Below are 24,285 nucleotides of genomic sequence, written 5' to 3' on the forward strand. Positions count from 1 at the left end.
ACACCCCGGTGCCCCAGGGTGCTTCCAGTGTCCGGCGCGGGGCTTCAGGCGGATTCGCGGGCGCTGATCCAGCCGTTGCGCACCAGGGGTGCGATCGCTTCCCACTCGGTCCCATGCCGGGCGCAAAGTCGCGGCCAGCCGGCCGCCAGTCGCATCCGGACGTCGTCCCACCCCATGTCGCCGTACAGGCGCCGTGCTTCGACGCCGTAGGTCAGGGCCAGCGATTCGATTTCCCGTGGCAACGGATCCGAATGTACCGCCGACACGTCCCCAACACGATGCGTAACCATCATGCCTTGCTCCAGTGTCCTTACCCCCGGGTCAAGAACTCTACCCCCGTCGTGTTAAAGAGGGGTTACCGCGTCACTGGCTTGCGACGGACGGCGGGGTGAGCGACCGCCGCTCCATGCCGCGCGGGCGGCAGGTACACCGGTTGCGGCGCTGCAGGCCGGGCCTTTGCGTGTACTCGCCCACTCTGCGTACCGCCGGTCGGGCAGCAACCCGCAGGCGCCGATTGCGGATGGGCGGTAGAAGAAGCCGGTCGAGGCACGTTCGGGCCTCAACCCCGGCCTTCACGCGGCGGCGCCCACCGCTTGAGCAGCATCGACCGACCACGTCCACGAGGCATCGCATGCGTCCAATCGCAGATGGAATCCACAACCCGGCCCGCGGCAGCCGCCATCGACGCGACGGGGGTCGGGCATGACCCCGCGCAAGCCGGATGCACCACGTGGGCCGCGCCTGCTTCGCGCGACACTGCTGTTCGCCGTAGGCCTGCTGGCCGGCGCCAACCTGCTGTACTTCGTGATGACCCGCGACACGCCGCCCACGTCCTACCCCAGCGTGGGCAGCCCCGCCGCCAAGCCTGAAGCCGCCCGCGACGCTACCGCACGGTCCCCGGGCACGGCGCCGGCGCCCACCTCGTCGCCCCGCGCGCCCGCGCGGCGCGCCCCGGGCGCCGACTCGACGCCGCGCAGGGAAGGGCCCCCACGGTCGGTGATGCGCACTGTCGGTCCTGCGGGCTTGGTGATCCCGGTGCAGGGCATCGCGCCGGAAAGCCTCCAGGACACCTTCAACGATGCCCGTGGGCAGAGCCGCGTGCATGACGCCATCGACATCATGGCGCCGCGCGGCACGCCGGTCCTGGCGGTGGCGGACGGCACCGTGGAAAAACTGTTCACCAGCGCTGCGGGCGGCATCACGCTCTACCAGTTCGAGCCCGATAGTCGCTACGTCTACTACTACGCCCACCTTGACCGCTACGCGGCGGGGCTGGAAGAGGGTGACACCCTGCGGCGCGGACAGGTGATCGGCTATGTCGGCAGCACCGGCAACGCCAGCCCCGACGCCCCCCACCTGCACTTCGCGATCTTCCTGCTGGGCCCGGAGAAGCGGTGGTGGGACGGCACGGCGATCAACCCCTATCCGCTGCTGGGCGGGCGGCGGGGCTGGAGCGGCGGGTAAGTCGCGCCAGCGCGCGGGCAAGCGGCAGGCAACGCGGGTCGCAAGAAGGCGGAGGCGGTCGCTTCAACCGGGCGTGGCCGGAGCAGCGTTGAAGTCAGTCCAGCAGCGGCGCCAGCGCGGGCCACACGTGCTCAAGCAGGCGCGGCTGTGCCGATGCCACCGGGTGCAGGTTGTCGCCCTGGAAGGCGGCCTCGTCCAGCGCGATGGGTTCGAGCAGGAACGGCAGCAGCGCGGTGTCGTAGCGTTCGGCCAGAGCGCTGTAGTTGCCCTCGAACGCGCGCGTGTACTCCGCCCCCAGGTTGGGGGGCATGCGCATGCCGACCAGCAACACCTCGGCACCGACGCCGTGCGCCGCGCCGATCATGCGGGCGAGGTTGATGCGGGTCTGCAGCGTCGGCAGGCCGCGCAGGCCGTCGTTGGCGCCCAGTTCGATCACCACCACGTCGGGCCGGTGCCGGCGCACCTCACCGACGATCCGCGACGCACCGCCGGCGCTGGTCTCGCCGCTGACGCTGGCATTGACCACTTTCCAGCCCGGGCGCTCACGCGCCAGTCGCCTGGCCAGCAGCGCGACCCAGCCCTCCGACGCGCGCAAGCCGTAGGCGGCCGAGAGGGAATCGCCCATCACCAGCACGGTGCCTGGGGCGGTCGGGGCAGTGCGCGCGGCCGCGGGCTGTGCCAACGCCGGCAGGGTGGCCGCCCATGCCAGCACCAGCAAACCGATGGCACATTGAACCCGGCCGCACCATGCCGCATATCTGGACGTCATCTGTTCGTATCTCCATTCATTGCGCGGTATTCCCGGCGCCGGGACTCCCGGAGCGACCGGGATCCGCAGCTTGCCCGCAGCACGGGCCTGCGTGTCAACCGCGACTGCAACATCCCTTTCCAGCAGAGTCCCCATGGCCGACCGACCCGACCCCATCCCCCGCACGCGGCACCCGGCGCTCCACGTCGACGGCCTGGGCAAGCGCGTGTCGCTGCCCTCGGGCGAACTGACCATTCTCGAGGGTCTGTCGTTCGACATCGCCCACGGCGATACGGTGGCGATCGTCGGCGCCTCCGGGTCGGGCAAGAGCACGCTGCTGTCGCTGATGGCGGGGTTGGACACGCCCAGCGACGGGCGGGTGGTGCTGGACGGCACCGTGCTGTCATCGCTGGACGAGGACGGGCGCGCGAAGGTGCGCGGCGAGCGGGTGGGCTTCGTGTTCCAGAATTTCCAGCTGCTGCCGTCGCTGACCGCGCTGGAGAACGTGATGCTGCCGCTGGAGCTGCGCGGCGACAACGACGTTGAGGCGCCGGCGCGGGCGATCCTCGAGCAGGTCGGCCTGGGCGAGCGCCTGGGCCACTATCCGCGCCAGCTCTCGGGCGGCGAGCAGCAGCGCGTGGCGCTGGCGCGGGCGTTCGTGACCCGGCCCGCGCTGCTGTTCGCCGACGAACCCACGGGCAACCTCGACACGACCACCGGGCAGGCGATCATCGAGTTGCTGTTCGAGCTCAACCGCGCGGCCGGCACCACCCTGGTGCTGGTCACGCATGACGACCACCTGGCCGTGCGCTGCCGCCACCGGTTGCGGCTGGACGGCGGGCGGCTGGTCGAAGACGAGCGCCAGGCGGCATGACCGCGCCGGTGAAGCCCGGGCCTGTCGCACCCGTGCCGGTGTCGATCGGCCCGGCGCGCATCGCCACGCTCGCCTGGCGCCAGCTGCGCCGCGACCTGGCCGCCGGCGACGTGCGCATCCTGCTGGCGGCGCTGGTGCTGGCGGTGGTGGCGGTGACCGCGGTGGGTTTCGTCACCGACCGCGCCGAGCGTGCGCTGGCCATCGAAGCCAATCGCCTGCTGGGCGGCGACGCGGTCGTGCGCGGCAACGCCCCGACGACGGGTGCCATCGATGCCGCCGCGAACGCGCCGGGCCTGCGGCGCACCCGCACGGTGGAACTCGACAGCATGGTCCGGGTCGGCCAGGGCGAGGGCGCCCAATTGCGGCTGGGCGACCTGCGCGCGCTGGGCGAGGGGTTCCCGCTGCGCGGACAATTCATGGTGATCGATGCACCGGCGGGCACGCCGCGGGCCGCGACCGGCATTCCCGCCCCCGGCACGCTGTGGATGAGCCAGGCCGGCGCGGAGACGCTGGGGGCAGGCCTGGGCGACGAGATCGGGATCGGCCGGTCGCAGTTGAGCCTGGCCGCGCTGGTCACCCAGGAGCCCGACGCCGCGCTGGACTACTTCAACGTCGCGCCCAAGGTGTTCCTCAATCTCGCCGATCTGGAGGCGACCGGGCTCGTGCAGGAGGGCAGCCGACTGCGCCACCGGCTGGTGGTGGCCGGTGACAGCAACGCGGTGGAGCGGTTCGTCGCACTCGCGCGCGACAACCTTGGGCGCGGGCAACGCCTTGAGACCATCCAGGACGCGCGGCCGGAGATCCGCTCGGCACTCGACCGCGCCGGGCGCTTCCTCGGCCTCGCGGCGCTGGTATCGGTGGTGCTGGCGGCCGTGGCCGTGGCCATGGCCGCGCGCCGCCACAGCGAGCGCCACCTGTCCGGCACCGCGGTGATGCGCTGCCTGGGCGCCAGCCAGCGCACCCTGGTCGGCGTGCACGTGGGCGAACTGCTGTTGCTGGGACTGCTGGCCAGCGCGGTGGGCGTGGCGATCGCCTTCGCGCTGCAGTGGGGGATCGGTGCGTGGCTGGAAAGCGCACTGGCGATGTCGATTCCCGCCGCCGGGCCGATGCCGGCGCTGCAGGGCTTCGCGGTCGGACTGGTGGTGCTGATGGCATTCGGTGCGCCCCCGGTGCTGGCACTGCGGCGGGTGCCGGCATTGCGGGTGCTGCGTCGCGACCTCGACCCGACCGAACCCAGCGCCTGGGCGGTGGGCGCGGTGGGCCTGGGTGGGCTGGCGGCGTTGCTGTGGTGGAAGGCGGGTTCGCCGGAACTGGCGACCGCGATGCTGCTGGGCATCGTCGCCACGCTGGCGGTGCTGGCACTGCTGGCGTGGGGGCTGATCGTGCTGGTGCGCCGGTTGCGGAGCCGGCTGCGGGGCAGCCTGCGCTACGGTCTGGCCAACGTCAGCCGCCGCGCCGGCACCAGCGTGGCGCAGATCGCGGCGCTCGGGCTCGGGCTGATGGCGCTGCTGCTGCTCACCTTCGTGCGCACCGACCTGCTGGACCGATGGCAGCTGGCGCTGTCGGCCGAGGCGCCCAACCGTTTCATCATCAACGTGCAGGACGACCAGGTGGACGACGTGCGCGGCTTCATCGCTGCGCGCGGCGTGTCCGATCCGGTCCTGTTCCCGATGATCCGCGCGCGCCTGTCCAGCCACAACGGCGAGGCGGTGAGCGGGGAGGACTACGAGGAAGAGGGTGGTCGAGCGCGGCGCCGCGCCGACCGCGAGTTCAACCTGTCGGTGGTCGACGCCCTGCGCGAGGACAACCAGGTCGTCGCCGGCGAGTTCTGGGACAGCGCGGCGCCGGCCTCGCCGGAACTGTCGATCGAGGAGGACTTCGCCGAGTCGCTCGGCTGGAAGCTCGGCGATACGGTCGGCTTCGACATCGCCGGCCAGCCGTTCGAGGGCACCGTCACCAGCCTGCGCAGCGTCGACTGGGAAAGCTTCCAGCCGAACTTCTTCGTGGTGGCCTCGCCGGGGGCGCTGGACGGGTTCGCCGCCAGCCACATCACCGCGGTGCACGTGCCGGCCACGGACACCGGCTTCACCGGTGCGCTGGTCGAGCGGTTCCCCAACCTGTCGGTGATCGATGTCGACGCGGTGCTCAACCAGGTGCGCAGCACCGCCGACCAGGTTTCGACCGTGGTCGAGGTGGTGTTCTATTTCTCGCTCGCCGCCGGCCTGCTGGTGCTGATGGCGGCGGTCAGCGCCAGCCAGGACGAGCGCTTGCTGGAGGGCGGGGTGATGCGCGTGCTCGGCGGCAGCCGGCGGCAACTGCGGCTGGCGCAGGCGTCGGAGTTCGCCGCGATCGGCCTGCTGTCGGGCCTGGTGGCCGCGATCGCGGCCTCGCTGCTGGCGGGTGTGGTGGCCACGCAGGTGTTCGACCTGCCGTGGCAGCCGAACTGGGCGATGGCCGCGGTCGGCGGCGCGCTGGGCACGGCCGCCGCGCTGGTGGCCGGGCTGTTCGCCACCCGCCGTGTACTGGACGCACCGCCATCGGTGACCCTGCGCGAATTGCAGGGTTGAGCGACCGCGCGCCGCGCCGGGGTCAGGTGGCGCCGGTCAAGGCCGCCTGCAACGCATCCACGCCGTAGGGCTTCTGCAGGCAGGCATCGGCCAGGCAGCCGTCGGCAAGTGTCGAGATGTCGTCACCGGTCGCCAGCACCACCCGCAGCGCGGGCTGGCGCTCGCGCGCCTGGCGGGCGAGTTCCACCCCGTGCATGTCGGGCAGGTGGACATCGGTCAGCAGCACGTCGCCACCGGCCTCCAGTGCACGCAGCGCTGCCTGCGCGGTGCCGACCGCCTGCACCCGGTGTCCCAGCCGCGAAAGCAGGTGCGCGGTGACCTGCCGGTTGTCGGCATCGTCCTCCGCGAACACCACCCGCAGGCCGTGGACCGGTGCGGGCGTGGGCGCCGGCTGGGGGGGCAGGCCCGCATCGTTGGAGGCGGCGGGTATCGCGGTGCCGCCGCGAGGTGCCGCCGACGCATCGCCACGGTCCAGCGCGTGGCGCAGGCGACGGGCGAGGTCCTCGCGACGGTAGGGCTTGTGCAGCAACTCCACGCCCGGATCCAGCCGGCCGCCGTGGAACACCACGTCGTCGGTGTAGCCGGAGGTGAACAGCACCGCCACCCCGGGTAGCAACAGCCGCGCGCGGCGCGCCAGCTCCGGACTCTGCAACGGCCCGGGCATCACCACGTCGGTGAAGACCAGGTCCGCCCGCGTGCCGGTCTCCAACAGGTCCAGCGCCGACCGTGCATCGTCGGCATGCACCACCCGGTAGCCCAGCGAGCGGATCGTCTCGACCACGCTGCCGCGGACCGCGGCGTCGTCTTCCACCACCAGCACCGTTTCGCTGCCGCCGCGTATCGGACCGGTGTCGGGGTCGGCCAGCGGGGTGGCCGGCTGGTCGCTGCGAGGCAGGTGGATGGTGACCGTGGTGCCCTTGCCGGGCGCGCTGTCCAGGGTGATCTGGCCGCCGCTCTGGCGCACGAAACCGTACGCCATGCTCAGCCCCAGCCCGGTGCCGCGTCCCTCCGGTTTGGTCGTGTAGAAGGGCTCGAACGCGCGCCGCACGACCTCGTCGGGCATGCCGTGGCCGGTGTCGATGATGGCCAGCTCGACGTAGTCGCCGGGCTGCAGCTCCGGGTGCACGCGGTCATTCGCCGACACATGCGTGTTGCGCGCGCGGATCCGCAGCCCGCCGCCGTGCTCCATGGCGTCGCGCGCGTTGATCGCCAGGTTGAGCACGGCGTTCTCCAGCTGGTGCGGGTCGGCCTCCACCGTGGACAACGCCGGGTCGATCTCGACCTGCAGCTCGATGCGCTCGCCCAGCGTGCGCCGCAGCAGGTCGTCCAGCCGCTGCAGGCGCTCGCCCAGGTCCAGCACCACCGGGGCCAGCGGCTGCTGGCGTGCGAAGGCCAGCAGTTGAGAGGCCAGCTTGGCGCCGCGTTCGACTGCGTCCAGCGCCGCGTCCACGTGGCGGCCGGCGTGGACGCCCAGACCGATCTCGCCGGCAAGCAGCTGCAGGTTGGCGCCGATGACCTGCAGCACGTTGTTGAAATCGTGCGCGACCCCGCCGGTCAGCTTGCCCACCGCCTCCATCTTCTGTGCCTGCAGCAGGGCGGCTTCGCTCTCTTCCAGCGCATGGGTGCGCGCCTGGACCAGGTCCTCCAGGTGGGTGCGGTACTGCTCCAGTTCGGCCTGCGCCAGTGCCTGCGGGGTGATGTCATGGCCCTGCACGAAGATGCCGATCACCGTGCCCCGGGCGTCGCGTACCGGCTGGTAGACGAAGTCGACGAATGCATCCTGGATCGTGCCCGGCTCGGCGCCACCGACCTGCACGCGCATGCCGCGGCCGACAAAGGGTTGACCCGAGGCGTAGACCTTGTCCAGTAGCTCGACGTAGCCCTGCCCCACCACCTCCGGGAGCGCCTCGTGCACCGGCTTGCCCACCACGTCGGCCTTGTTGACCAGCTTGAGGTACGCGGCATTTGCCAGCTCGAAGCGGTGCTCCGGCCCCGAAAGGTAGGCCATGAAACCGGGTGCGACCTCGAACAGCTTGAGCAGGTGGCGGCTCTGGGATTCCAGTTCGCGGTTCTTGGCCTGCACGCTCTGCGCGCGGTGCAGCACGCCCACCTGCACGTGGCCCGGCTGCGGTGTGTCGGTCGCCCGGCGCTGCGCCAGCTCGGTCTCCATGCGGTGCAGGCCGGTCACGTCGACGGTGTGCTGCAGCACGTGCGTCACGCGGCCGTCGGCGTCGGGCACGGGGGTGTGGGTGGCGCTCCAGAAGCGCTCCTCGAACACGGTGCCACCATCGGCGGCGGTGAGCGGGATGCAGTAGCGGATGAAACCCAGGCTGTGCGGCTCGCCGGTGTCGACGGCATGCCGCAGCGAATCGCGCAGCTCGCGCACGGCTTCGTGGCCGGGGTCGTGCAGATCGTCCGGGTCGCCCGGGAAGGCGTCGAACAGCGACATGCCGAGCAGCTCCTCGCGGGTGCGCCCGGTCACCGCCAGGTAGCTTGAATTCATCCAGACGTAGCGCAGGTCCCGGTCCAACACCATGTAGGGGTTGGGCGAGCGGTCCATCAGCGCGGCGTAATCGATCACGTTGGGCGTTCCCTGGGTCCCCGGTGGGCGAGGACCCGGCGCGTCGCGCGCGCCGTGGCCGCCATGGGCGGCCGAGAAGTCCACCCCCGATTGTGCGCGTTTGGGGTGTTCGCACGGGGTCAAGGCCACGGGCGTGCCGGGCACGGCGTGGTCAGGCCGCCCGGATCAGGCCGCTCGAATCACGTCGCCCGGATCACGTCGCCCGGAACGGGGCGCTGCAAAAGGAAGGGACGGCCCGCGTACGGACCGTCCCCGGTTGGTGCCGCATCACCGACGAGTGTGCTGCGGCACCGGAACGCGTGGTGACGCCGGGTCCTGGATCAGGAGCCGGGCATCAGCACCGTGTCGACGACGTGGATCACGCCGTTGCTGCTGCGAAGATCGACGGTGGTGACAGTGGCGACGTTGCCCTGCGCATCGGTGATGGTCACGCCACCGGCCGGGTTGGCCTTGGCGACCAGCTCGCCGCCGGACACCGTGGCGAGGCGGGCCTCGCCGTTGCCGGCTTCGATCTGCGCCATGAGTGCGGCTGCATCCACGCTGCCCTCGACCACGTGGTAGGTGAGCACGCTGCCCAGCTCGTCCTTGCGGGCGGGTTCGAGCAGGCCGTCGACCGTTCCGGCCGGCAGTGCGTCGAACGCGGCGTTGGTCGGAGCGAACACGGTGTACGGGCCCGGGCCCTGCAGCGTCTCGACCAGTCCGGCGGCCTGGACCGCCGAGACCAGCGTGGAGTGGTCGGGCGAGTTGGATGCGTTGGCGACGATGTCCATGTCGGCACCCGGAGCAGCAGGGTCGGCCATCGGGTCGGTGACCGGATCAAGGGTGGGGTCGGCGAGCGCCGGATCCGGGGTGGTGGCGACGATGTCGGTGTCGGCGTCGGTGTTGTCGGCACACGCGGACAGGGCGAGGCCGGACATCAGCGCGAGGGTAAGCAGTTTGGTCTTCATGGGAACTCCCGTGGGGGTTGGGTGGGCGTCGGCCGGCATCCATTGGCGTCGGCCGGGCGGTGGTGGACAGGTGGTGCGGAACGCCTGGAGCGTGCAAGGCACCGCGCAAGCCGGCTGCGTCAGCCCGGGGCGCACGATGCGGACCACGCTACGCAGGTCGGTGTAGGCAGGACGTCCCGACCGTGTGGTGAAGTCGTTAAGTCCCGTCCAGCCCTGCGGCGATCCTGCGCCGGTGGCCTTGGCCCCCAGAGCGCCTGTCAGCTACGAGGCAGGCGGGCCGGGGGATGCAGCCGACCCTGCGCCGCGTGGGGTGGCAAGTTGGCCAGCGCCGCCGTGCGCGATCGCTGGCAGGGATCAGGCGTCGACCGGTCCCGGGCTGGCCTGGAAGCGGCGCGCGTAGTCGCGCTCGGAGGACACCCGTTCCACCTCGTCATCCCCCAGTTCCGGTGGCGCGTACACGGCGTAGGCGACGTGTTCGTCCCGCCGGCCGACATGGTGCAGCCGGTAGCGGGGCTGGCCGCTACCGGTGTTTTCCGGGTAATGGCGCGGCGGATGGGCGCCGGCCAGGTCCAGTTCGCTGTTGTCGACCGTGCCGCCAATGAACAGGGCTCGCATGGAAACTCCTCGTACTCGCGGGGAAGCACGCAGGGTGGGCGGGCACCTGTTGGGTGCGCATGAAACCCGCGTTCGCCGTTTGCAAACGCAGGTACGCGGTTCAGGCCAAGGTGTCGACTGCTGGATACAAGCGTCCCCCCGCTACAGGCCCGGTGTCGCCCCCACGCGGCGGTGTGCCCTGTGCTGCCAGAGCAACCAGGCCGTATGGCCGGCCAATGCGATGGCGATCGCCATCGCCACCCACGCCGCGGTATCGGCACCGGGCAGGTCGCTGCGCGACTGGCGCAGGTAGACCGCCGCCAGGCCCCACAACGCCGCTGCCGCGAAGGCCGGATGGCCGCGCAGCCGCTGGTTGAGCACCATCAGCAGCACTGCGGCCGCCGCGAACAGGGCCAGGCTCCAGCCGAGCAGGGAGCGGCCATCGAAGACCTCGTAGGCCACCAGCACCTGGGCGGTGTTGAGGAAGGCCGCCAGCGACAACCAGCCGGCATGCAGTGCAAGCGGCGAAGTGGCCCACAGGCCCTGCCCCCTCAACGGCGACGGATCGCGGGCCAGGATGATCGCAGCGGCGGCGATGCATGCCAGCGCGCCCCAGATCACCAGCAGCGCCACCCCGAACCACTGCTGCGAGAACACCGGCATCCACAGTGCGGTGAGCGCGAAGCCCGCCGCCGCCAGCGGGCGCGCCCGTTCCAGTGCCCGCGACGCGGCGCGCGCGCGCCACTGCCAGACCCCGAACGCCACGTCCCAGGCGAAGATCAGGCCCCAGATCGAGAACGCATAGCCCGCCGCGACCAGCAGGGTGGGGTAGCGGTCCGAGATGGTCCCGTTGTCGGGTCCGAGGGCGCCGGTGCTGGACAGCCAGGCGATAAGCGGCATCAGCAGCGCCAACACGATTACGGCAACACGCATGGCAACCCTCCTGGCGGACGACGCCACAGCATGGCCTGCTTCCGGTGAAGCCGGTGCCGAAAAACCGGCCGCGCGGGCGGCGCGTAGAATCGCCGGCCCCGTCCCACGGACTGCCCGATGAGCGTGCGCATGCGCGATGCCGACCCCGCGCTGGAAACCCTGCTGCTGCCACTGGCCGAGGGCCGGCTGGACTGGCCGGCCGGCGGCGTGCTGTTCCTGCGCGCGCGCGACGGCTGGCCGCTGCATGCCGCGCCACGCCCGGGCCTGGTCGCCGAGCAGAGCTTCCGCCCCGACGCGCAGGCGCTGGAAGCATCCGGGATCGAACTGGTCGGCCCCGGCGACGCCCGCCGCTACCCGCTGGTGATGCTGCTGCCGCCGCGCCAGCGTGACGAGTCGCGGGCGCTGATGGCGCGTGCGCTCGCCTCGCTCGCGCCGGGCGGGCGCGTGCTGGCGTGCGTGCCCAACAGCGAGGGTGCGCGCTCGGCCGAGCAGGACCTGGCGGCGATCGCCGGGCCGGTGGAGACGATCAGCAAGAACAAGTGCCGAGTGTTCTGGACCGCGCCGCTGACCGCCGCGGCCGACCCGGCACTGGCGGCACGCTGGCAGGCGCTGGACGACGTGCGCACGATCGACGACCCGCGCTTTGCCAGCCGGCCCGGGGTGTTTGCATGGGACCGCATCGACCCGGCTTCCCGTTTGTTGGCAGAACACCTGCCGGACGACCTGGGCGGGGTGGCGGCCGACCTGGGCGCCGGCTTCGGCTACCTGTCGGTGGAACTGCTGGAGCGCTGCCCGGGCGTTGCCTCGCTGCACCTGTACGAAGCCGAGTCGCGTGCCCTGGAACTGGCGCGACAAAACCTGGCACCGTTCGCACAGAGGGCCGCGCTGGAGTTCCGCTGGCACGACGTCACCACCGGGCTGCCGCAGGCGTACGACGTCATCGTCACCAACCCGCCGTTCCACACCCAGAGCCGCGCCGACCGGCCCGACATCGGCCGGCGCTTCATCGCCGTTGCCGCGCAGGCGCTGCGCCCGGGCGGGCGGTTATGGCTGGTGGCCAACCGGCACCTTCCGTACGAATCGGTGCTCGACGCCAGCTTCGGCGAAGTGCGCACGGTGGCCCAGCGCGACGGCTTCAAGGTGATCGAGGCGGTCAAGGCGATACCCGCGCGGCCGGAGCGTGCGCCCAGGCCGTTCGACCGCACCGCCGCCCGCAACGCGCACCGGTAAGGCCACCCGAATGAAACTGGTCAAGCTGATCGCCAACCTCGGCTACGGCAGCCGCAAGCAGGTCGCCTCGATGTTCCGCGAAGGCCGCATCACCGACGCCACCGGCGAGGTGCTGTACGCCGACGACCGCGTCGACCACGCCGCCATCCGCATCGACGGCGAGCCCCTGGACCCGCCGGCGGGCCTTGCGCTGATGGTGCACAAGCCGGTGGGCTACACCTGTTCCACCAAGGACAGCGGCCGCGTCGTCTACGACCTGCTCCCGCCCCGCTTCCGCCTGCGCGCGCCGCTGCTTTCCACCGTCGGCCGGTTGGACCGGGACACCAGCGGGATGCTGTTGATGACCGACGACGGGCAACTGCTGCACCGCATCGTGTCCCCCAGGGCGCGGCTGCCGAAGGTCTACGAGGCGACGCTCGCCAGCGACCTGCGCGGCGGCGAGGCGGCCACCTTCGCCAGCGGCACGCTCCTGCTGGAGTCGGAGAACAGCCCGCTGGCGCCGGCGGCGATGGAGGTGCTGGGGCCGCGGCAGGCGCGGATCACCCTGACCGAGGGCCGCTACCACCAGGTGCGCCGGATGTTCGCCGCGGTCGGCAACCACGTCGAGGCGTTGCACCGTCCGCGCGTGGGCGGGCTGTCGCTGGGCGACCTGCCCGCGGGACAGTGGCGGGTACTGGACGCGGACGACCTGTCGACGCTGTTCGACGTGTAGGAGCGGCTTTACCCGCGAGCCGCAAACCGGACCTGAAGGAACGGCCCGGTCGCGACGGCAAACCGGACCGTTGTAGAAGCGACGTCAGTCGCGACCGCGTCGCCTCCACCCGCCCGGGATCGCGACTTACGTCGCTCCTACACATGTGTTGCGACGGCGGCCGCGGCTGGAACTCCCCCACCGGCGCCGCGCGGGCGGCTTCAGTCGTCCTGCAACAGCCGCCGATACCCGTCCTCCCCCAGCCGCTCCAGCGTGGCCAGGTTGCGCTCCACGATCACGTCCGGGTCGGGGAACGCCGCCACCGCGCGCTCGACGCTGGCCTCGCGCAGCAGGTGCAGGGTCGGGTAGGGCGAGCGGTTGGTGCAGTTGCCGGCATCGTCAGGGTAGGTGCCGGCGAACACGTAGTCGGGGTGGAAGCTGGCCACCTGGATCTCCCCTTCCAGCCCCAGCGCGTCCACCGCGGCGTCTGCCTGGTCGAGGAAGTCGTTGTAGTCGAGGAAGTCGCCCAGCACGTGCGGGTGCACGATCAGCGTGGTGTCCACCACGTCGGGGTCGACCTCGGCCAGCCATGCCAGTTCAGCCGCCAACTCTTCAAGCAACGCATCGGGCGTGGTCGCCTCGCTGAGCACGTAGCGCACCTGGTCGCGGACGTGCACGGCCTTGGCGAACGGACACAGGTTCAGGCCGATGACCGCGCGCTGGAGCCAGCGCCGGGTGGCGGTGATCGGGTCTTCGCCCGTGTCCACGTGGTGGGTCGCCGGTCAGGGGCGACGGACGGCGCGCGCGTCGCGCTCAGTCACGGAAGTTGTCGAACTGCAGCGGCCGCTCGAACTCGCCCGCCTTAAGCAGCGCCATCGCCGACTGCAGGTCGTCGCGCTTCTTGCCGTTCACCCGCAGCTTGTCGCCGTTGATCTGCGAATCGACCTTGAGCTTGGCGTCCTTGAGCGCGGCCTGGATCTTCTTGGCCAGCTCGCGCTCGATCCCCTGCTTGACGGTGATGGACTGGCGCGCGCCGGCCAGGTTGCTCTCGACCTCACCGAACTCCAGGCAGCGGGCGTCGATGCCGCGGGCGATCAGGCGCGCGCGCAGGATGTCCTCCATCTGCTTGAGCTGGAATTCGCTGGGCGCGGACTGCTTGATGGTCTGGTCGTCGAGCTCGAACGTGGCCTCCACGCCCTTGAAGTCGAACCGGGTGGAGAGCTCGCGGTTGGCCTGGTCGACGGCATTGGTCAATTCGTGCTGGTCGACTTCCGAGACGATGTCGAAGGAGGGCATGGCTGGGCTCCGCGGAAAACGGGAAGCCTACCCTGACCGCCCGGTGCTGGCAGCCGGCCCGGACGGGGCAGGCTTCCCCGGTCATGGGTTGGGGCGGTCGCGGGGGGAACGGCGCCGCAGGTGGAAGCGGACCGTGCCCCGCGGGGGCGGGTCCCAGCCGGCGGGCGGCGGCTCGACCGCGAGCCGGTCGCCGGTGACCCCGCGGGCGACCAGCGCCAGCCGCAGCGCGTGGGCGCGCTGGATGTCGAAGTGCGGGGCGCGGCCTGCCGGCGCACCCGTTGCGCTGATCGACAGGCGCCACCCGCGCTCGGCGTCGAGCAGGCGCGCAAGCGCATCCACGTGGACGGCCGCCTCGGGGGGCAGGTCGCGGGCGCCGTTGGGGGCAGGCAGCACCAGCGTGGCGGTACCGCGACCGTCCAGCCCGCTGCGCCATTGCCCCCCGGTCACCGCGCGCCCCGCGATGGGCATCGGCCCGGTAACGTCGGCGGTGGTCAATGCCGCGTCGTCCGGTCCGCGGGTGGCCACCGCCGGTGCAACGGAGCGGGGGCCTTGCCCGCCGGCAGGCAGCCCCGGGCGTCCGCAGCCTGCCGCCATCCCGGCGGCCAGCAGCACCGACAGCACCCGACCCGCGCCGGTGCGAGCGGTGAGCGGCACGGAGGTTCGGGTCTGGCACGGCATGCGGACTCCAAGAACAGGCGGCCGGGAGGGCCTGCAGGGTTCAACGTGGAAAGCCGGCACAACCAGACGTGGCCGCCTGGCCACCGATTCACGCATCCGCCCGGTAAGCTGCCGGCCCCGCCTTTTCGACCCCGCCCATGCCCCTGCTGCTGGTGCCCCTGTTGTTGCTGGCGGTGGTCGCGTTGTGGGCGTGCCTGCTGCCGCTGGCCCTGCTCAACCGCTACCGGCGCGGCCGTGCCCGTCGCCGGGCGGTGGCCTGGGTGGTCGGGGGCAATGCGTGGCTGCTGGGGGCGGGTGCGCTGCTGTTCCTCGTGGGCGCCCTGGTGGTGGGTGCCTGGCGGCCGCTGGCGCCCGTCGAGGCACTGGCCGGCCTGCTCGCGGGGATGTTGCTGGGTTGGCTCGGGCTGCGGCTCACGCGCTTCGAAGCCACGCCTACGGGACTGCTCTATACCGCCAACCGCTGGCTGGTGCTGGCGCTGACGGTCATGGTCGCGGCGCGCCTCGCGCTGGCGTTGTGGCAGGGCTGGCACCTGTGGCAGGCCGACGCCGCCACCGGCCAGTGGCTGGATGCGCAGGCCGGGCTGTTGCTGGCCGGCGGGCTGCTGCTGGGTCATTACCTGGCCTACACCTGGGGCCTGCGGCACCGGCTGCGCCACGGCTGGGTGCGGTGAGCGGCTCCGCGCCCCGGGTTGCGTCGCCGAACGCGCGCGCGGTGGTGTCCATGGCGCTGGCGGTGGGCTGTTTCTCGCTGATGGACGCCGGGCTCAAGCTGCTGACCGAGCACTACCCGTCGCTGCAGGTGGCCGCGCTGCGCGGAGCGGCGTCGCTGCCGCTGGTGCTGGCGTGGGCGTTGGCGACGGCGCCGGCGATCAGCCTGGTGCGCGTGCGCTGGTCGCTGCAACTGATGCGAGGCGGCCTGGGCGTGGTGATGATGGTCGCGTTCGTCCATGCCTTGCAGACGCTGCCGCTTTCGACCGCCTACACGATCTTCTTCGTCGCCCCGCTGCTGATCACCGCGCTGTCGGTGCCGATCCTGCGCGAGCGCGTCGGCCCCCGCCGCTGGACCGCGATCATCGTGGGCATGCTCGGCGTGCTGGTGGTGCTGCGCCCGAGCGGCGAGGGCATGTTCACCCTGGCGGGACTGGCGGTACTGGCCGCGGCCACCGCCTACGCGGTGTCGGCCATCGGCGTGCGGGTGCTGGCGCGGACCGACAACGTGCAGTCGATGATGGTGTGGTTCCTGGTGGTGATCGCGCTCGGGGCGGGCGCCCTGGCGTTGCCCGGATGGGTGCGGCTGCGCTGGGCCGACGGCTGGCTGATCGCCGGGGTCGGGCTGATGGGCGCGCTGGGCCAGTACGCGATCACCCAGGCCTTCCGCATCGGCGAGGCCTCGCTGGTGGCACCGATCGAGTACACCGCGCTGATCTGGGGGGTTGGCCTGGACGTCGCGCTGTGGGGCGTGCTGCCCGACAGCGTGACCTGGCTGGGTGCGGCGATCATCGTCGCCAGCGGGCTTTACCTGCTGCGACGCGAGCGCGTCCACGTCGAGGCCGAGCACCCCTGAGACCGGAACCCTTGCCCCGCCCGGGGCCGGGCGCCCGCTGGGCCCGCCGTCGATGCGGTTGGCGCGGTCATCGTGCACCGGCCACAATACGGGTCTCGCGCATGTCGGAGCCCTACGATGGCTGAGTTGAAGGAAGCACGCGTTCCCGACATCGGGGATTTCGACGCGGTGCCGGTGATCGAGCTGCTGGTGTCCGTAGGCGACACGGTCACCCAGGACCAGGGGCTGGTCACGCTGGAGTCGGACAAGGCCACGATGGAAGTGCCGGCGCCGTTCGCCGGCGTGGTGCGCGAGGTCAAGGTCAAGGTCGGCGACAGCATCGGCGAAGGTGCCGTGGTGGCGATGATCGAGCCGGACGCGGGCGACGCGGCCGCCGATGACGTCGGGAAGGGCGGCGCCGGCAAGGCCGCCACAGCTGAAACCCGGCCCCAGCCGGAGAAGACGCCCGCACCCGAAGCCGGGGAGAAGTCCGCGACCGCGGGAGCCGACAAGCAGGTAGAACCGGTCTCCACCCAGGATGGTTCCGACCGCATCGCAGAGCGCGACACCGGCGACGGCCAGCGCAGCGAGCCGCGCTCCCCGCCCGTCGCGTTCGACGCCGGCGAGCTGATGCCCGACCAGGTGCCTTACGCCAGCCCCGCGGTGCGCCTGTTCGCCCGCGAGCTGGGCGTGGACCTCACGCGTGTGACCGGCAGCGAGCGCGGCGGCCGCATCACCCGCGACGACGTGCAGGGGTTCGTCAAGCAGGCGATGGAAGGTGGCGCTGCAGCCGGCGGCCGTGCGGCGGCGTCCGCAGGCGGCGGCCTGGACCTGCTGCCGTGGCCAAAGGTCGACTTCGCCAAGTTCGGCGAGATCGAGACCCGCGAGCTCTCGCGCATCCAGAAGCTGTCGGGCGCGAACCTCGCGCGCAACTGGGCGATGATCCCGCACGTCACCCAGTTCGACGACGCCGACATCACCGAGCTGGAAGCGCTGCGCGTGGCGCTCAACAAGGAAAGCGAGAAGCGCAAGGACGGCACCAAGCTGACCATGCTGGCGTTCCTGATGAAGGCGGCGGTCAGCGCGCTGCAGCAGTATCCCGACTTCAACGCCTCGCTGGATCCCAACGGGACGCTGGTGCTGAAGAAGTACTTCCACATCGGCTTCGCCGCCGACACGCCCAACGGGCTGGTGGTGCCGGTGGTGCGCGACTGCGACAGCAAAGGCGTCATGCAGATCGCGCGTGAAACCGGCGAGCTGGCAGCCAAGGCGCGCGAAGGCAAGCTGGGACCGGCGCAGATGAGTGGCGGCTGCTTCTCGATCAGCTCGCTGGGCGGCATCGGCGGTACCGCGTTCACCCCGATCGTCAACGCGCCGGAGGTGGCGATCCTCGGTGTTTCCCGGGCGGCGATGAAGCCGGTCTGGGACGGCAAGGCATTCCAGCCGCGGCTGGTGCTGCCGCTGTCGCTGAGCTACGACCACCGGGTGATCGACGGCGCCGCCGCGGCGCGCTTCACCGCGACCCTGGCCCAGCTGCTGGGCGACCTGCGCCGCGCGCTGCTGTGAGGCGTTGATGGCGACGGCCGCACCAGGCGATCGGCTCGGAGACGCGGGCGAGCGCGTTCGCGATTCCGCCCACGAAGGGCTTGATCACGCCAAGGACATGCTCGACTACGAGCTGATCCCCATCGAAGGCATGAGCCTTGCCCTGGGCGAGCTCCTGGGCGCGGCGCTGGCGCTGGTTGCGGTGTGGTTCGTATCGGTGCTGGCCCGCCGCGCACTGGCGCGCTACGGCCGCCGCGCCGGCACCAACGCCGCCTCCCTGTACACCGTCTCGCGCCTGGTGCACTACGTGCTGCTGGCGGTGGGCGTGGTGCTGGCGCTGGAGATGGCAGGCATTCCGGTGGGCAAGTTCACCGTCTTCGCCGGCGCGCTCGGCGTGGGCCTGGGCTTCGGCCTGCAGGCGATCTTCAACAACTTCGTGTCGGGCCTGATCCTGCTGTTCGACAAGTCGCTGAAGGTGGGCGATTTCGTCGAGCTCGATGCCGACCTGCGCGGCACGGTCCGCGACATCAACATCCGCGCCACCCGCATCACCACCAACGACAACATCGACATCCTGGTGCCGAACTCCGAGTTCGTCAGCGGCCGGGTGGTGAACTGGACCCACCGTGAAACCCGGCGGCGCCTGCGCGTCGAGTTCGCGGTCGCCTACGGGGTCGACAAGGAGCGGGTGAAAAAGGCCGCGCTCGAGGCCGCGTCACGCGTGCCCTTCACCCGCGCGATGGAAGGCGACGACCGCCCGCAGGTCTGGCTGGTGGGCTTCGGCGACAGCGCGGTGGAGTTCATCCTGGCGGTCTGGTTGACCGAGGAGGCCGCGCGCCGCAACGCCGCGATCCAGGCCGCCTACCTGTGGGAGCTGGACACCTCGTTGAAGGAACACGGGATCGAGATCCCGTTCCCGCAGCGCGACCTGCACCTGCGAAGTGCGTTCGGCCTGGAAGGTGAAGAGGCGCGCGAATGGCTGCGCGGTCCCCGCGGCAAGCACGACGCGACCGGGCCCACCACGCGGTCCCCCACCGCCGACCAGGAGCCCCCCGAGCTCAGCGCGCGCGAGCGCAGCGAGCTGTCGGGCAACGACGCCCAGGAAGACGCACAGCGGGAAATCGAGCACGAGGCCGAAACGGTCGAGGGCGACGCGCAGGACGGGGCCGAACGCGGCCCGGAGCGCGACTGACGAGGAGTGGCAGGCATGGCAGAGATCGAGGTCAAGGTTCCGGACATCGGCGATTTCGACAGCGTCCCGGTGATCGAGCTGCTGGTGGCGGTGGGCGACACCGTCGCCGTTGACCAGGGGCTGGTCACGCTGGAGTCGGACAAGGCCACGATGGAGGTGCCCTCCAGCGCGGCAGGCGTGGTCAAGACGTTGAAGGTCAACATCGGTGACGCGGTGGCCGAAGGCGCGGTGATCGCGCTGCTGGAAACCGAAGGCGACGGCGACCCCGCGAAAGGTGCCGACGAGGCGAAGGGTGCCGGCCGGTCCGGTGCGAAGCAGGAAGCCGCCGCGCCCACTGCGGCGCCCGAAGCCGGCGAGGCCCCGTCATCGGCCAAGGCCGATGGGGCGCTTTCGCGCACGGGCCCGCAGCCGGCCGCCGCGAGCGGCCGCGCGGCGGATCTCGAGTGCCGGATGCTGGTCCTGGGCGCGGGCCCGGGGGGCTATACCGCCGCGTTCCGCGCCGCCGACCTGGGGCTGGATACGGTGCTGGTGGAGCGCTACGACGCACTTGGCGGCGTGTGCCTCAACGTCGGCTGCATCCCGTCAAAGGCGTTGCTGCACGCGGCTGCGGTGGTGGACGAGGCCGCGCACGCGTCCGACTACGGCATCGATTTCGGCACGCCGAAGATCACCCTCGACAAACTGCGCACGTACAAGGAGAAGGTCGTAGGCCAGCTGACCAAGGGCCTGGCCGGCATGGCCAAGCAGCGCAAGGTGCGCGTGGTCAACGGCACCGGCCGGTTCGTCTCCGCCAACGAGATCGAGGTGGCGGGCACGGACGGAAAGCCGACCCTGGTGCGCTTCGAGCAGTGCATCATCGCCGCCGGCTCGCGGGCGGTGAAGCTGCCGATGTTCCCGTGGGACGACCCGCGGGTGATGGACTCCACCGATGCGCTCGAGCTGGCCGAAGTGCCGAAAAAGCTGCTCGTCGTCGGCGGCGGCATCATCGGCCTGGAGATGGCGACGGTGTACCGCGTGCTGGGCAGCCAGGTGACCGTGGTCGAGTTCATGGACCAGCTGATGCCGGGCGCCGACAAGGACCTGGTCAAGCCGCTGGCCGAGCGGCTGAAGAAGCAGGGTGTGTCCGTCCACCTGAAGACCCGCGTGGTCGACGCCAAGGCGCAGAAGAACGGCATCGCGGTGCAGTACGAGGGCGACAACGCGCCCGAGGCCAGGATTTTCGACCGCGTGCTGGTGGCGGTCGGGCGCTCACCCAATGGAGGCGCCCTCGATGCCGCCAAGGCGGGGGTCGAAGTCAGCGAGCGCGGGTTCATTCCGGTCGACCGGCAGATGCGCACCACCGCCCAGCACATCTTCGCCATCGGCGACCTGGTCGGGCAGCCGATGCTGGCCCACAAGGCCACCCACGAAGGCAAGCTCGCCGCGGAAGTCGCCGCCGGAGAGAAGAAGGAGTGGGTGGCCCGGGTGATCCCGTCGGTGGCCTATACCGATCCGGAAATCGCATGGGTCGGCGTCACCGAGGCCGAAGCCCGGGAGAAGGGGCTGAAGGTCGGAGTGGGCCGGTTCCCGTGGGCCGCCAGCGGCCGTGCGATCGGCATCGGCCGCACCGAGGGCTTCACCAAGCTGCTGTTCGACGAGGCGACCCAGCGGGTGATCGGCGGTGGCATCGTCGGGGTGCACGCCGGCGACCTGATCGCCGAGGTCGCGCTTGCGATCGAGATGGGCTGCGAGGTCGCCGACATCGGCCACACCATCCACCCCCATCCCACCCTTAGCGAATCGGTGGGCATGGCCGCCGAGGTCTACGACGGCACCATCACCGATCTCTACATCCCCAAGCGCAAGTAGCCGGTAGCCCGGGTAGGCGCGGCGCACGTCGCCGCGAGGAAGCCCGCCTGCCTGCGCCGCCGAAACGAACCGAAGCGCGCCCTGCCGCGGGCGCGCGGTGCGGTCTTCGGCCTGGGCGCTGGGCACACTCTGCCAGGTCGATGTCGAGAGAGCCGGCGCGGCAACCCGGACAAGGCGAAGCCCCGGCGGATCAGGCCGGGGCTCCGGGGCCCACCGCTGCTTTGCCATTGACGAGGAGAGAGTGGCGGGGGGCGAACAGGTCTGACCGGCGCGCGGGTGAAAGGTTCCCGGGACCCGGTGTCGACCGTCGGGCAGTGCTTCCGGCCCCCCGCGCGACCGCGTGTCAGGCCAGTGGATGGGGCAGCCGGGCCGCCCTGCGGCGGCGCTCCACGCGAATCCACGCCTTCCCGTGCAGGTGGAGGGCGACCGTGTAGCAGGCGAGCTCCAGCCGCTAAAGTGCCCCTCCGACCGGTGCACTGCGGGTCATCCGGTACCCGGCGGGGGGAAGGCCATGAGGGCGTGTACCGCCGCGAACCCGGGCGTCCAGTCCAGGGCAGGGGCGCCATCGCGGGGGGAATCCGATCTTCCTGCCGCCGGGTGCACGGGTCCAATCGATTGATGCACGGGGGCCGATAGTCGTTCCCGATCGAAATGGACGCCCGGCCGTGCCCAGCCCCCCTCGCCAAGCACCTTTGGCGGTTGCCCGAAGTGCTCACGCGTTCTATACTTTTGCGGCTCACCGGGGCGCTTTCGCCCGACTCCCGCGGAACCCGCGTGTACGATCCCTTGCAAGCAGGCCAACGCCTGGCACGCCGAACGGCGGCCTGGCAGGCCGGAACGACAGCGCTGCTGGCCTTGGCGCTGCTGCTGCAGGGGGTTTCGCACGCGATCGCGGCAGCGGTCGGAGGGGCGGCGATGCTGGTCGGCGGGGTGCTCGCGGCACGACTCATGGTCGGCGGCGGGGTCATGCCCGCCGGGGCGGTGATGGCACGCTGGTTCGCCGGCGTCGTGCTCAAGCTGGCGCTGGTTTTCACCGTGCTGCTGCTGGGCCTGGGCGCATGGCGCCTGCCACCGTTGGCATTGCTGGCGGGTGTCGTGGTCGCGCTGCTGACGCAGCTGCTGGCCGCGGCCCGCCACTGATCGGACAACTTCAACTTCTTAACGGGTTCAGGACACATGGCGGGCGAGGCGGAACTGACTCCCACCGGGTACATCCAACACCACCTCCAGAACCTGACGGCGTCGGTCGGCGAGGGGAGTTTCTGGACCCTGCACGTGGATACCCTGGTAACGGCGGTCCTGATGGGCCTGCTGATCGTGTTCGCCTTCTGGACGGCCACGCGCAACGCTACCGCCGGCGTGCCGGGCAAGTGGCAGGCGTTCGTCGAGATCTGCCTGGAGTTCGTCGACCGCCAGGCCAAGGACACCTACCACGGACCCAGCAAGCTGGTGACGCCCATCGCGATCACCCTGTTCTTCTGGATCCTGATGATGAACCTGCTGAAGATGATCCCGGCGGACTTCATCGCGGTGCCGCTGACCTGGGTCGGCGTGCACTACTGGAAGCCGGTCCCGACCGCAGACGTCAACGCCACGCTCGGCCTGTCGATCAGCGTGTTCTTCCTGATGCTGTTCTTCGCGTTGCGCGCCAAGGGCCTGGGGGGGTTCACCAAGGAGTTCCTGACCGCGCCGTTCGGCAAGTGGATGATGCCGTTCAACCTGATCCTCAACACCGTCGAGTGGCTGAGCAAGCCGATCTCGCTGGCGATGCGACTGTTCGGCAACATGTTCGGCGGCGAGATCGTGTTCCTGCTGATCTGGGTCCTGGGCGGCGCGGGCATCCTCGGCGCGTTCGCCGGTGGCCTGTTCGGCCTGGGCTGGATGCTGTTCCACCTGCTGGTGATCCCGCTGCAGGCCTTCATCTTCATGATGTTGTCGATCGTCTACCTCAGCCTTTCGGAAGACGCCCACTGATGCCTGCTTGAAGGGCATCTGCTGCACCCAGGGCGGCTGCCAACGCACGACCCGTTTTCGCTTCATCCATCCTCGTACCAACCCTTAAGCACACGTTTCGGAGACCACCATGGAAATCCTTGCCCACCTCGCTTCGGTTCAGGCCTCGACCGTTCTGGCCATCGGCATCATGATCGGCCTCGCCGCCCTCGGCGCCGGTATCGGCCTGGCCATCATGGCCGGCAAGTTCCTCGAGTCGGCCGCCCGCCAGCCGGAGCTGATCCCGGTCCTGCAGGTCCGCATGTTCATCACCGCCGGCCTGATCGACGCCGCGTTCATCATCACCGTCGCCGTCGCGCTGCTGCTGGCCTTCGCCAATCCGCTGGCGTCGGCCCTGCTGGCCCAGGCCGCGCAGGTCGCCGGCTAAGCACCGGTCGCAAACCGCGACACCGGCACCGTGCCGGCGTCGCGGCGATGAAGGGTCGGTGCCCTCCGGCACCGACACCCCTCTCAGCACTGGCAGAGCCTTACGCATGAATATCAACCTCACGCTGTTCGCCCAGGCGCTGGCCTTCGCCGCGTTGATCTGGATCATCGCCACCAAGATCTGGCCGCCGCTGCTGGCCGCTATCGAGGAGCGCCAGAAGAAGATCGCCGAAGGCCTGGCCGCGGCCGACAACAGCCAGAAGGCGCTGGCCCAGGCCCAGGAAAAGGTCGACGCGAACCTGCGCGAAGCGCGTGGCAAGGCCAACGAGATCATCGACCAGGCCCACCAGCGCGCCAACCAGATCGTCGAGCAGGCCAAGAACGACGCCATCGCCGAGGCCGAGCGGCAGAAGGCGCTGGCACTGGCCGAGATCGATTCCTCCGCGACCCGAGCGCGCGAAGACCTGCGTCGCCACGTCTCCGCCCTGGCGGTGACCGGTGCCGAGCGCCTGCTCAAGCGAGAGATCGACGCCAGCGCCCACAAGGCGCTGCTGGACGAACTCGCGGCCGAGATCTGACCGCGCCATGAGCCAGCCCCTGACCCTTGCCCGTCCCTACGCCCGCGCAGCGTTCGCGTTGGCACGCGATGCCGGTCGCGCCGCGGAGTGGTCCCACGCGCTGGCGCTCGCCGCCCGCGTGTCGGCCGATCCCCGGGTGCACGGCCTGCTCGGCCACCCGCAGCTGAGCGATGCCGATGCGGTCATGCTGCTTGCGCCGGAGGGTGCCGACGACGCATTCGGCCGCTTCATCGCGCTGCTGGCCGACAACCGCCGGCTGCCGTTGCTGCCGGAAATCGCCGGCATGTACGAGGATCTGCGCGCCGACGCCGACCGCGTGGTCAAGGCCCACGTGACGGCGGCGAGCGCCTTGCCTGCGACGGAACTCGAATCGATCCGCGCCGCACTCAAGCGCCGCTTCGGTCGCGAGGTCGAGATCGAGACCTCGGTCGACGAATCGCTGATCGGCGGAGCGGTGATCGACGCCGGCGACGTGGTCATCGACGGTTCGCTCAAGGGCAAGCTCGCCCGCCTGCATTCGACGCTGACCCAGTAACGAGACACAAGGACCGGGACCGCGCCATGGCGCCCCCGGCTCCGGTTCCCGCTCCGCCCTAC

24 protein-coding genes are annotated in these 24,285 nt (G+C 71.0%); 15 read left to right on the forward strand and 9 right to left on the reverse strand.

What is annotated here, in order from left to right; genetic code table 11:
* Positions 1-44 precede the first annotated feature (44 nt).
* Complete coding sequence (locus ACJQWL_RS09630; protein ID WP_411300869.1) at positions 45-293, reverse strand: hypothetical protein; 249 nt, start codon at positions 291-293, stop codon at positions 45-47.
* A gap of 409 nt (positions 294-702) precedes the next feature.
* Between ACJQWL_RS09630 and ACJQWL_RS09635 the strand changes: the two genes are divergently transcribed.
* Positions 703-1,464, forward strand: a complete 762-nt coding sequence (locus ACJQWL_RS09635) for a M23 family metallopeptidase (protein ID WP_411300870.1) — start codon at positions 703-705, stop codon at positions 1,462-1,464.
* A gap of 94 nt (positions 1,465-1,558) precedes the next feature.
* Here the strand turns inward: ACJQWL_RS09635 and ACJQWL_RS09640 are convergent, their stop codons facing one another.
* Positions 1,559-2,233 carry an arylesterase gene (locus ACJQWL_RS09640; protein WP_330969791.1) on the reverse strand — a complete coding sequence of 225 codons (675 nt, stop codon included), beginning with the start codon at positions 2,231-2,233 and terminating at the stop codon, positions 1,559-1,561.
* 133 nt (positions 2,234-2,366) lie between these two features.
* Between ACJQWL_RS09640 and ACJQWL_RS09645 the strand changes: the two genes are divergently transcribed.
* The gene (locus tag ACJQWL_RS09645) at positions 2,367-3,086 is read left to right on the forward strand and encodes an ABC transporter ATP-binding protein (RefSeq protein WP_330969792.1); all 720 of its coding nucleotides are present in this window, start codon (positions 2,367-2,369) and stop codon (positions 3,084-3,086) included.
* Complete coding sequence (locus ACJQWL_RS09650; RefSeq protein WP_330969793.1) at positions 3,083-5,653, forward strand: ABC transporter permease; 2,571 nt, start codon at positions 3,083-3,085, stop codon at positions 5,651-5,653. The genes ACJQWL_RS09645 and ACJQWL_RS09650 overlap by 4 nt, the downstream gene beginning before the upstream one ends.
* A gap of 22 nt (positions 5,654-5,675) precedes the next feature.
* Here the strand turns inward: ACJQWL_RS09650 and ACJQWL_RS09655 are convergent, their stop codons facing one another.
* From ACJQWL_RS09655 to ACJQWL_RS09670, 4 genes are all read right to left on the reverse strand, one after another.
* Positions 5,676-8,234 (reverse strand): response regulator, encoded by a 2,559-nt coding sequence (locus tag ACJQWL_RS09655; RefSeq protein WP_411300871.1) that lies wholly within the window; start codon positions 8,232-8,234, stop codon positions 5,676-5,678.
* Between the two features lie 320 nt (positions 8,235-8,554).
* Positions 8,555-9,181, reverse strand: coding sequence for a fasciclin domain-containing protein (locus ACJQWL_RS09660; protein WP_330969795.1), 627 nt, complete (start codon positions 9,179-9,181; stop codon positions 8,555-8,557).
* A 354-nt stretch (positions 9,182-9,535) separates the two neighbouring features.
* Positions 9,536-9,796 (reverse strand): hypothetical protein, encoded by a 261-nt coding sequence (locus ACJQWL_RS09665; protein WP_330969796.1) that lies wholly within the window; start codon positions 9,794-9,796, stop codon positions 9,536-9,538.
* Between the two features lie 141 nt (positions 9,797-9,937).
* Positions 9,938-10,708, reverse strand: a complete 771-nt coding sequence (locus ACJQWL_RS09670; RefSeq protein WP_330969797.1) for a TspO-related membrane protein — start codon at positions 10,706-10,708, stop codon at positions 9,938-9,940.
* A 117-nt stretch (positions 10,709-10,825) separates the two neighbouring features.
* Here ACJQWL_RS09670 and ACJQWL_RS09675 point away from each other — a divergent pair, with 117 nt between their 5' ends.
* Both ACJQWL_RS09675 and ACJQWL_RS09680 read left to right on the forward strand, forming a co-directional pair.
* Positions 10,826-11,938, forward strand: a complete 1,113-nt coding sequence (locus ACJQWL_RS09675; protein ID WP_411300872.1) for a class I SAM-dependent methyltransferase — start codon at positions 10,826-10,828, stop codon at positions 11,936-11,938.
* A 10-nt stretch (positions 11,939-11,948) separates the two neighbouring features.
* Positions 11,949-12,650, forward strand: a complete 702-nt coding sequence (locus tag ACJQWL_RS09680; RefSeq protein ID WP_330969798.1) for a pseudouridine synthase — start codon at positions 11,949-11,951, stop codon at positions 12,648-12,650.
* 200 nt (positions 12,651-12,850) lie between these two features.
* Here the strand turns inward: ACJQWL_RS09680 and ACJQWL_RS09685 are convergent, their stop codons facing one another.
* The 3 genes from ACJQWL_RS09685 to ACJQWL_RS09695 all read right to left on the reverse strand — a co-directional run bounded on the left by ACJQWL_RS09685 (position 12,851) and on the right by ACJQWL_RS09695 (position 14,579).
* Positions 12,851-13,396 carry a DUF1415 domain-containing protein gene (locus ACJQWL_RS09685; RefSeq protein ID WP_330969799.1) on the reverse strand — a complete coding sequence of 182 codons (546 nt, stop codon included), beginning with the start codon at positions 13,394-13,396 and terminating at the stop codon, positions 12,851-12,853.
* A 46-nt stretch (positions 13,397-13,442) separates the two neighbouring features.
* Positions 13,443-13,925, reverse strand: a complete 483-nt coding sequence (locus ACJQWL_RS09690) for a YajQ family cyclic di-GMP-binding protein (RefSeq protein WP_330969800.1) — start codon at positions 13,923-13,925, stop codon at positions 13,443-13,445.
* An 81-nt stretch (positions 13,926-14,006) separates the two neighbouring features.
* Entirely contained in the window at positions 14,007-14,579 is a 573-nt protein-coding gene (locus ACJQWL_RS09695) for a hypothetical protein (RefSeq protein WP_411300873.1), read from the reverse strand.
* Between the two features lie 161 nt (positions 14,580-14,740).
* Between ACJQWL_RS09695 and ACJQWL_RS09700 the strand changes: the two genes are divergently transcribed.
* From ACJQWL_RS09700 to ACJQWL_RS09745, 10 genes are all read left to right on the forward strand, one after another.
* A complete protein-coding gene (locus ACJQWL_RS09700; RefSeq protein ID WP_330968242.1) occupies positions 14,741-15,274 on the forward strand; it encodes a CcdC protein domain-containing protein in 534 nt (177 codons plus the stop codon).
* A gap of 50 nt (positions 15,275-15,324) precedes the next feature.
* Entirely contained in the window at positions 15,325-16,167 is an 843-nt protein-coding gene (locus ACJQWL_RS09705) for a DMT family transporter (protein ID WP_330968335.1), read from the forward strand.
* Positions 16,168-16,284: 117 nt separating this feature from the next.
* Positions 16,285-17,712, forward strand: a complete 1,428-nt coding sequence (locus ACJQWL_RS09710) for a dihydrolipoyllysine-residue acetyltransferase (protein ID WP_330968243.1) — start codon at positions 16,285-16,287, stop codon at positions 17,710-17,712.
* Between the two features lie 7 nt (positions 17,713-17,719).
* On the forward strand, positions 17,720-18,883 hold the full coding sequence (locus ACJQWL_RS09715) for a mechanosensitive ion channel family protein (protein WP_330968244.1): 1,164 nt from the start codon (positions 17,720-17,722) through the stop codon (positions 18,881-18,883).
* 15 nt (positions 18,884-18,898) lie between these two features.
* Positions 18,899-20,731, forward strand: a complete 1,833-nt coding sequence (lpdA, locus tag ACJQWL_RS09720; RefSeq protein ID WP_330968245.1) for a dihydrolipoyl dehydrogenase — start codon at positions 18,899-18,901, stop codon at positions 20,729-20,731.
* A gap of 774 nt (positions 20,732-21,505) precedes the next feature.
* On the forward strand, positions 21,506-21,871 hold the full coding sequence (locus tag ACJQWL_RS09725; RefSeq protein WP_330968246.1) for a hypothetical protein: 366 nt from the start codon (positions 21,506-21,508) through the stop codon (positions 21,869-21,871).
* Positions 21,872-21,907: 36 nt separating this feature from the next.
* Positions 21,908-22,705, forward strand: a complete 798-nt coding sequence (gene atpB / locus ACJQWL_RS09730) for a F0F1 ATP synthase subunit A (RefSeq protein WP_330968247.1) — start codon at positions 21,908-21,910, stop codon at positions 22,703-22,705.
* A gap of 109 nt (positions 22,706-22,814) precedes the next feature.
* Positions 22,815-23,111: a F0F1 ATP synthase subunit C gene (atpE, locus tag ACJQWL_RS09735; protein WP_330968248.1), complete on the forward strand. Its 297-nt coding sequence runs from the start codon at positions 22,815-22,817 to the stop codon at positions 23,109-23,111.
* A gap of 106 nt (positions 23,112-23,217) precedes the next feature.
* The gene (locus ACJQWL_RS09740) at positions 23,218-23,688 is read left to right on the forward strand and encodes a F0F1 ATP synthase subunit B (RefSeq protein ID WP_330968249.1); all 471 of its coding nucleotides are present in this window, start codon (positions 23,218-23,220) and stop codon (positions 23,686-23,688) included.
* A 7-nt stretch (positions 23,689-23,695) separates the two neighbouring features.
* The gene (locus ACJQWL_RS09745) at positions 23,696-24,223 is read left to right on the forward strand and encodes a F0F1 ATP synthase subunit delta (protein ID WP_330968250.1); all 528 of its coding nucleotides are present in this window, start codon (positions 23,696-23,698) and stop codon (positions 24,221-24,223) included.
* Positions 24,224-24,285: the final 62 nt, after the last annotated feature.

Source organism: Novilysobacter viscosus, from assembly GCF_046600715.1.
GTDB lineage: Bacteria > Pseudomonadota > Gammaproteobacteria > Xanthomonadales > Xanthomonadaceae > Lysobacter_C > Lysobacter_C viscosus.

Bases quoted from the DNA above. Each gene is read 5' to 3' on its own strand.
- ACJQWL_RS09645 (WP_330969792.1), top strand. From the start codon at position 2,367: ATGGCCGACCGACCCGACCCCATCCCCCGCACGCGGCACCCGGCGCTC.
- ACJQWL_RS09665 (WP_330969796.1), bottom strand. From the start codon at position 9,796: ATGCGAGCCCTGTTCATTGGCGGCACGGTCGACAACAGCGAACTGGAC.
- ACJQWL_RS09635 (WP_411300870.1), top strand. From the start codon at position 703: ATGACCCCGCGCAAGCCGGATGCACCACGTGGGCCGCGCCTGCTTCGC.
- ACJQWL_RS09740 (WP_330968249.1), top strand. From the start codon at position 23,218: ATGAATATCAACCTCACGCTGTTCGCCCAGGCGCTGGCCTTCGCCGCG.
- atpB (WP_330968247.1), top strand. From the start codon at position 21,908: ATGGCGGGCGAGGCGGAACTGACTCCCACCGGGTACATCCAACACCAC.
- lpdA (WP_330968245.1), top strand. From the start codon at position 18,899: ATGGCAGAGATCGAGGTCAAGGTTCCGGACATCGGCGATTTCGACAGC.
- ACJQWL_RS09700 (WP_330968242.1), top strand. From the start codon at position 14,741: ATGCCCCTGCTGCTGGTGCCCCTGTTGTTGCTGGCGGTGGTCGCGTTG.
- ACJQWL_RS09675 (WP_411300872.1), top strand. From the start codon at position 10,826: ATGAGCGTGCGCATGCGCGATGCCGACCCCGCGCTGGAAACCCTGCTG.
- ACJQWL_RS09745 (WP_330968250.1), top strand. From the start codon at position 23,696: ATGAGCCAGCCCCTGACCCTTGCCCGTCCCTACGCCCGCGCAGCGTTC.
- atpE (WP_330968248.1), top strand. From the start codon at position 22,815: ATGGAAATCCTTGCCCACCTCGCTTCGGTTCAGGCCTCGACCGTTCTG.
- ACJQWL_RS09705 (WP_330968335.1), top strand. From the start codon at position 15,325: ATGGCGCTGGCGGTGGGCTGTTTCTCGCTGATGGACGCCGGGCTCAAG.
- ACJQWL_RS09670 (WP_330969797.1), bottom strand. From the start codon at position 10,708: ATGCGTGTTGCCGTAATCGTGTTGGCGCTGCTGATGCCGCTTATCGCC.
- ACJQWL_RS09650 (WP_330969793.1), top strand. From the start codon at position 3,083: ATGACCGCGCCGGTGAAGCCCGGGCCTGTCGCACCCGTGCCGGTGTCG.
- ACJQWL_RS09710 (WP_330968243.1), top strand. From the start codon at position 16,285: ATGGCTGAGTTGAAGGAAGCACGCGTTCCCGACATCGGGGATTTCGAC.
- ACJQWL_RS09640 (WP_330969791.1), bottom strand. From the start codon at position 2,233: ATGACGTCCAGATATGCGGCATGGTGCGGCCGGGTTCAATGTGCCATC.
- ACJQWL_RS09660 (WP_330969795.1), bottom strand. From the start codon at position 9,181: ATGAAGACCAAACTGCTTACCCTCGCGCTGATGTCCGGCCTCGCCCTG.
- ACJQWL_RS09715 (WP_330968244.1), top strand. From the start codon at position 17,720: ATGGCGACGGCCGCACCAGGCGATCGGCTCGGAGACGCGGGCGAGCGC.
- ACJQWL_RS09630 (WP_411300869.1), bottom strand. From the start codon at position 293: ATGATGGTTACGCATCGTGTTGGGGACGTGTCGGCGGTACATTCGGAT.
- ACJQWL_RS09680 (WP_330969798.1), top strand. From the start codon at position 11,949: ATGAAACTGGTCAAGCTGATCGCCAACCTCGGCTACGGCAGCCGCAAG.
- ACJQWL_RS09690 (WP_330969800.1), bottom strand. From the start codon at position 13,925: ATGCCCTCCTTCGACATCGTCTCGGAAGTCGACCAGCACGAATTGACC.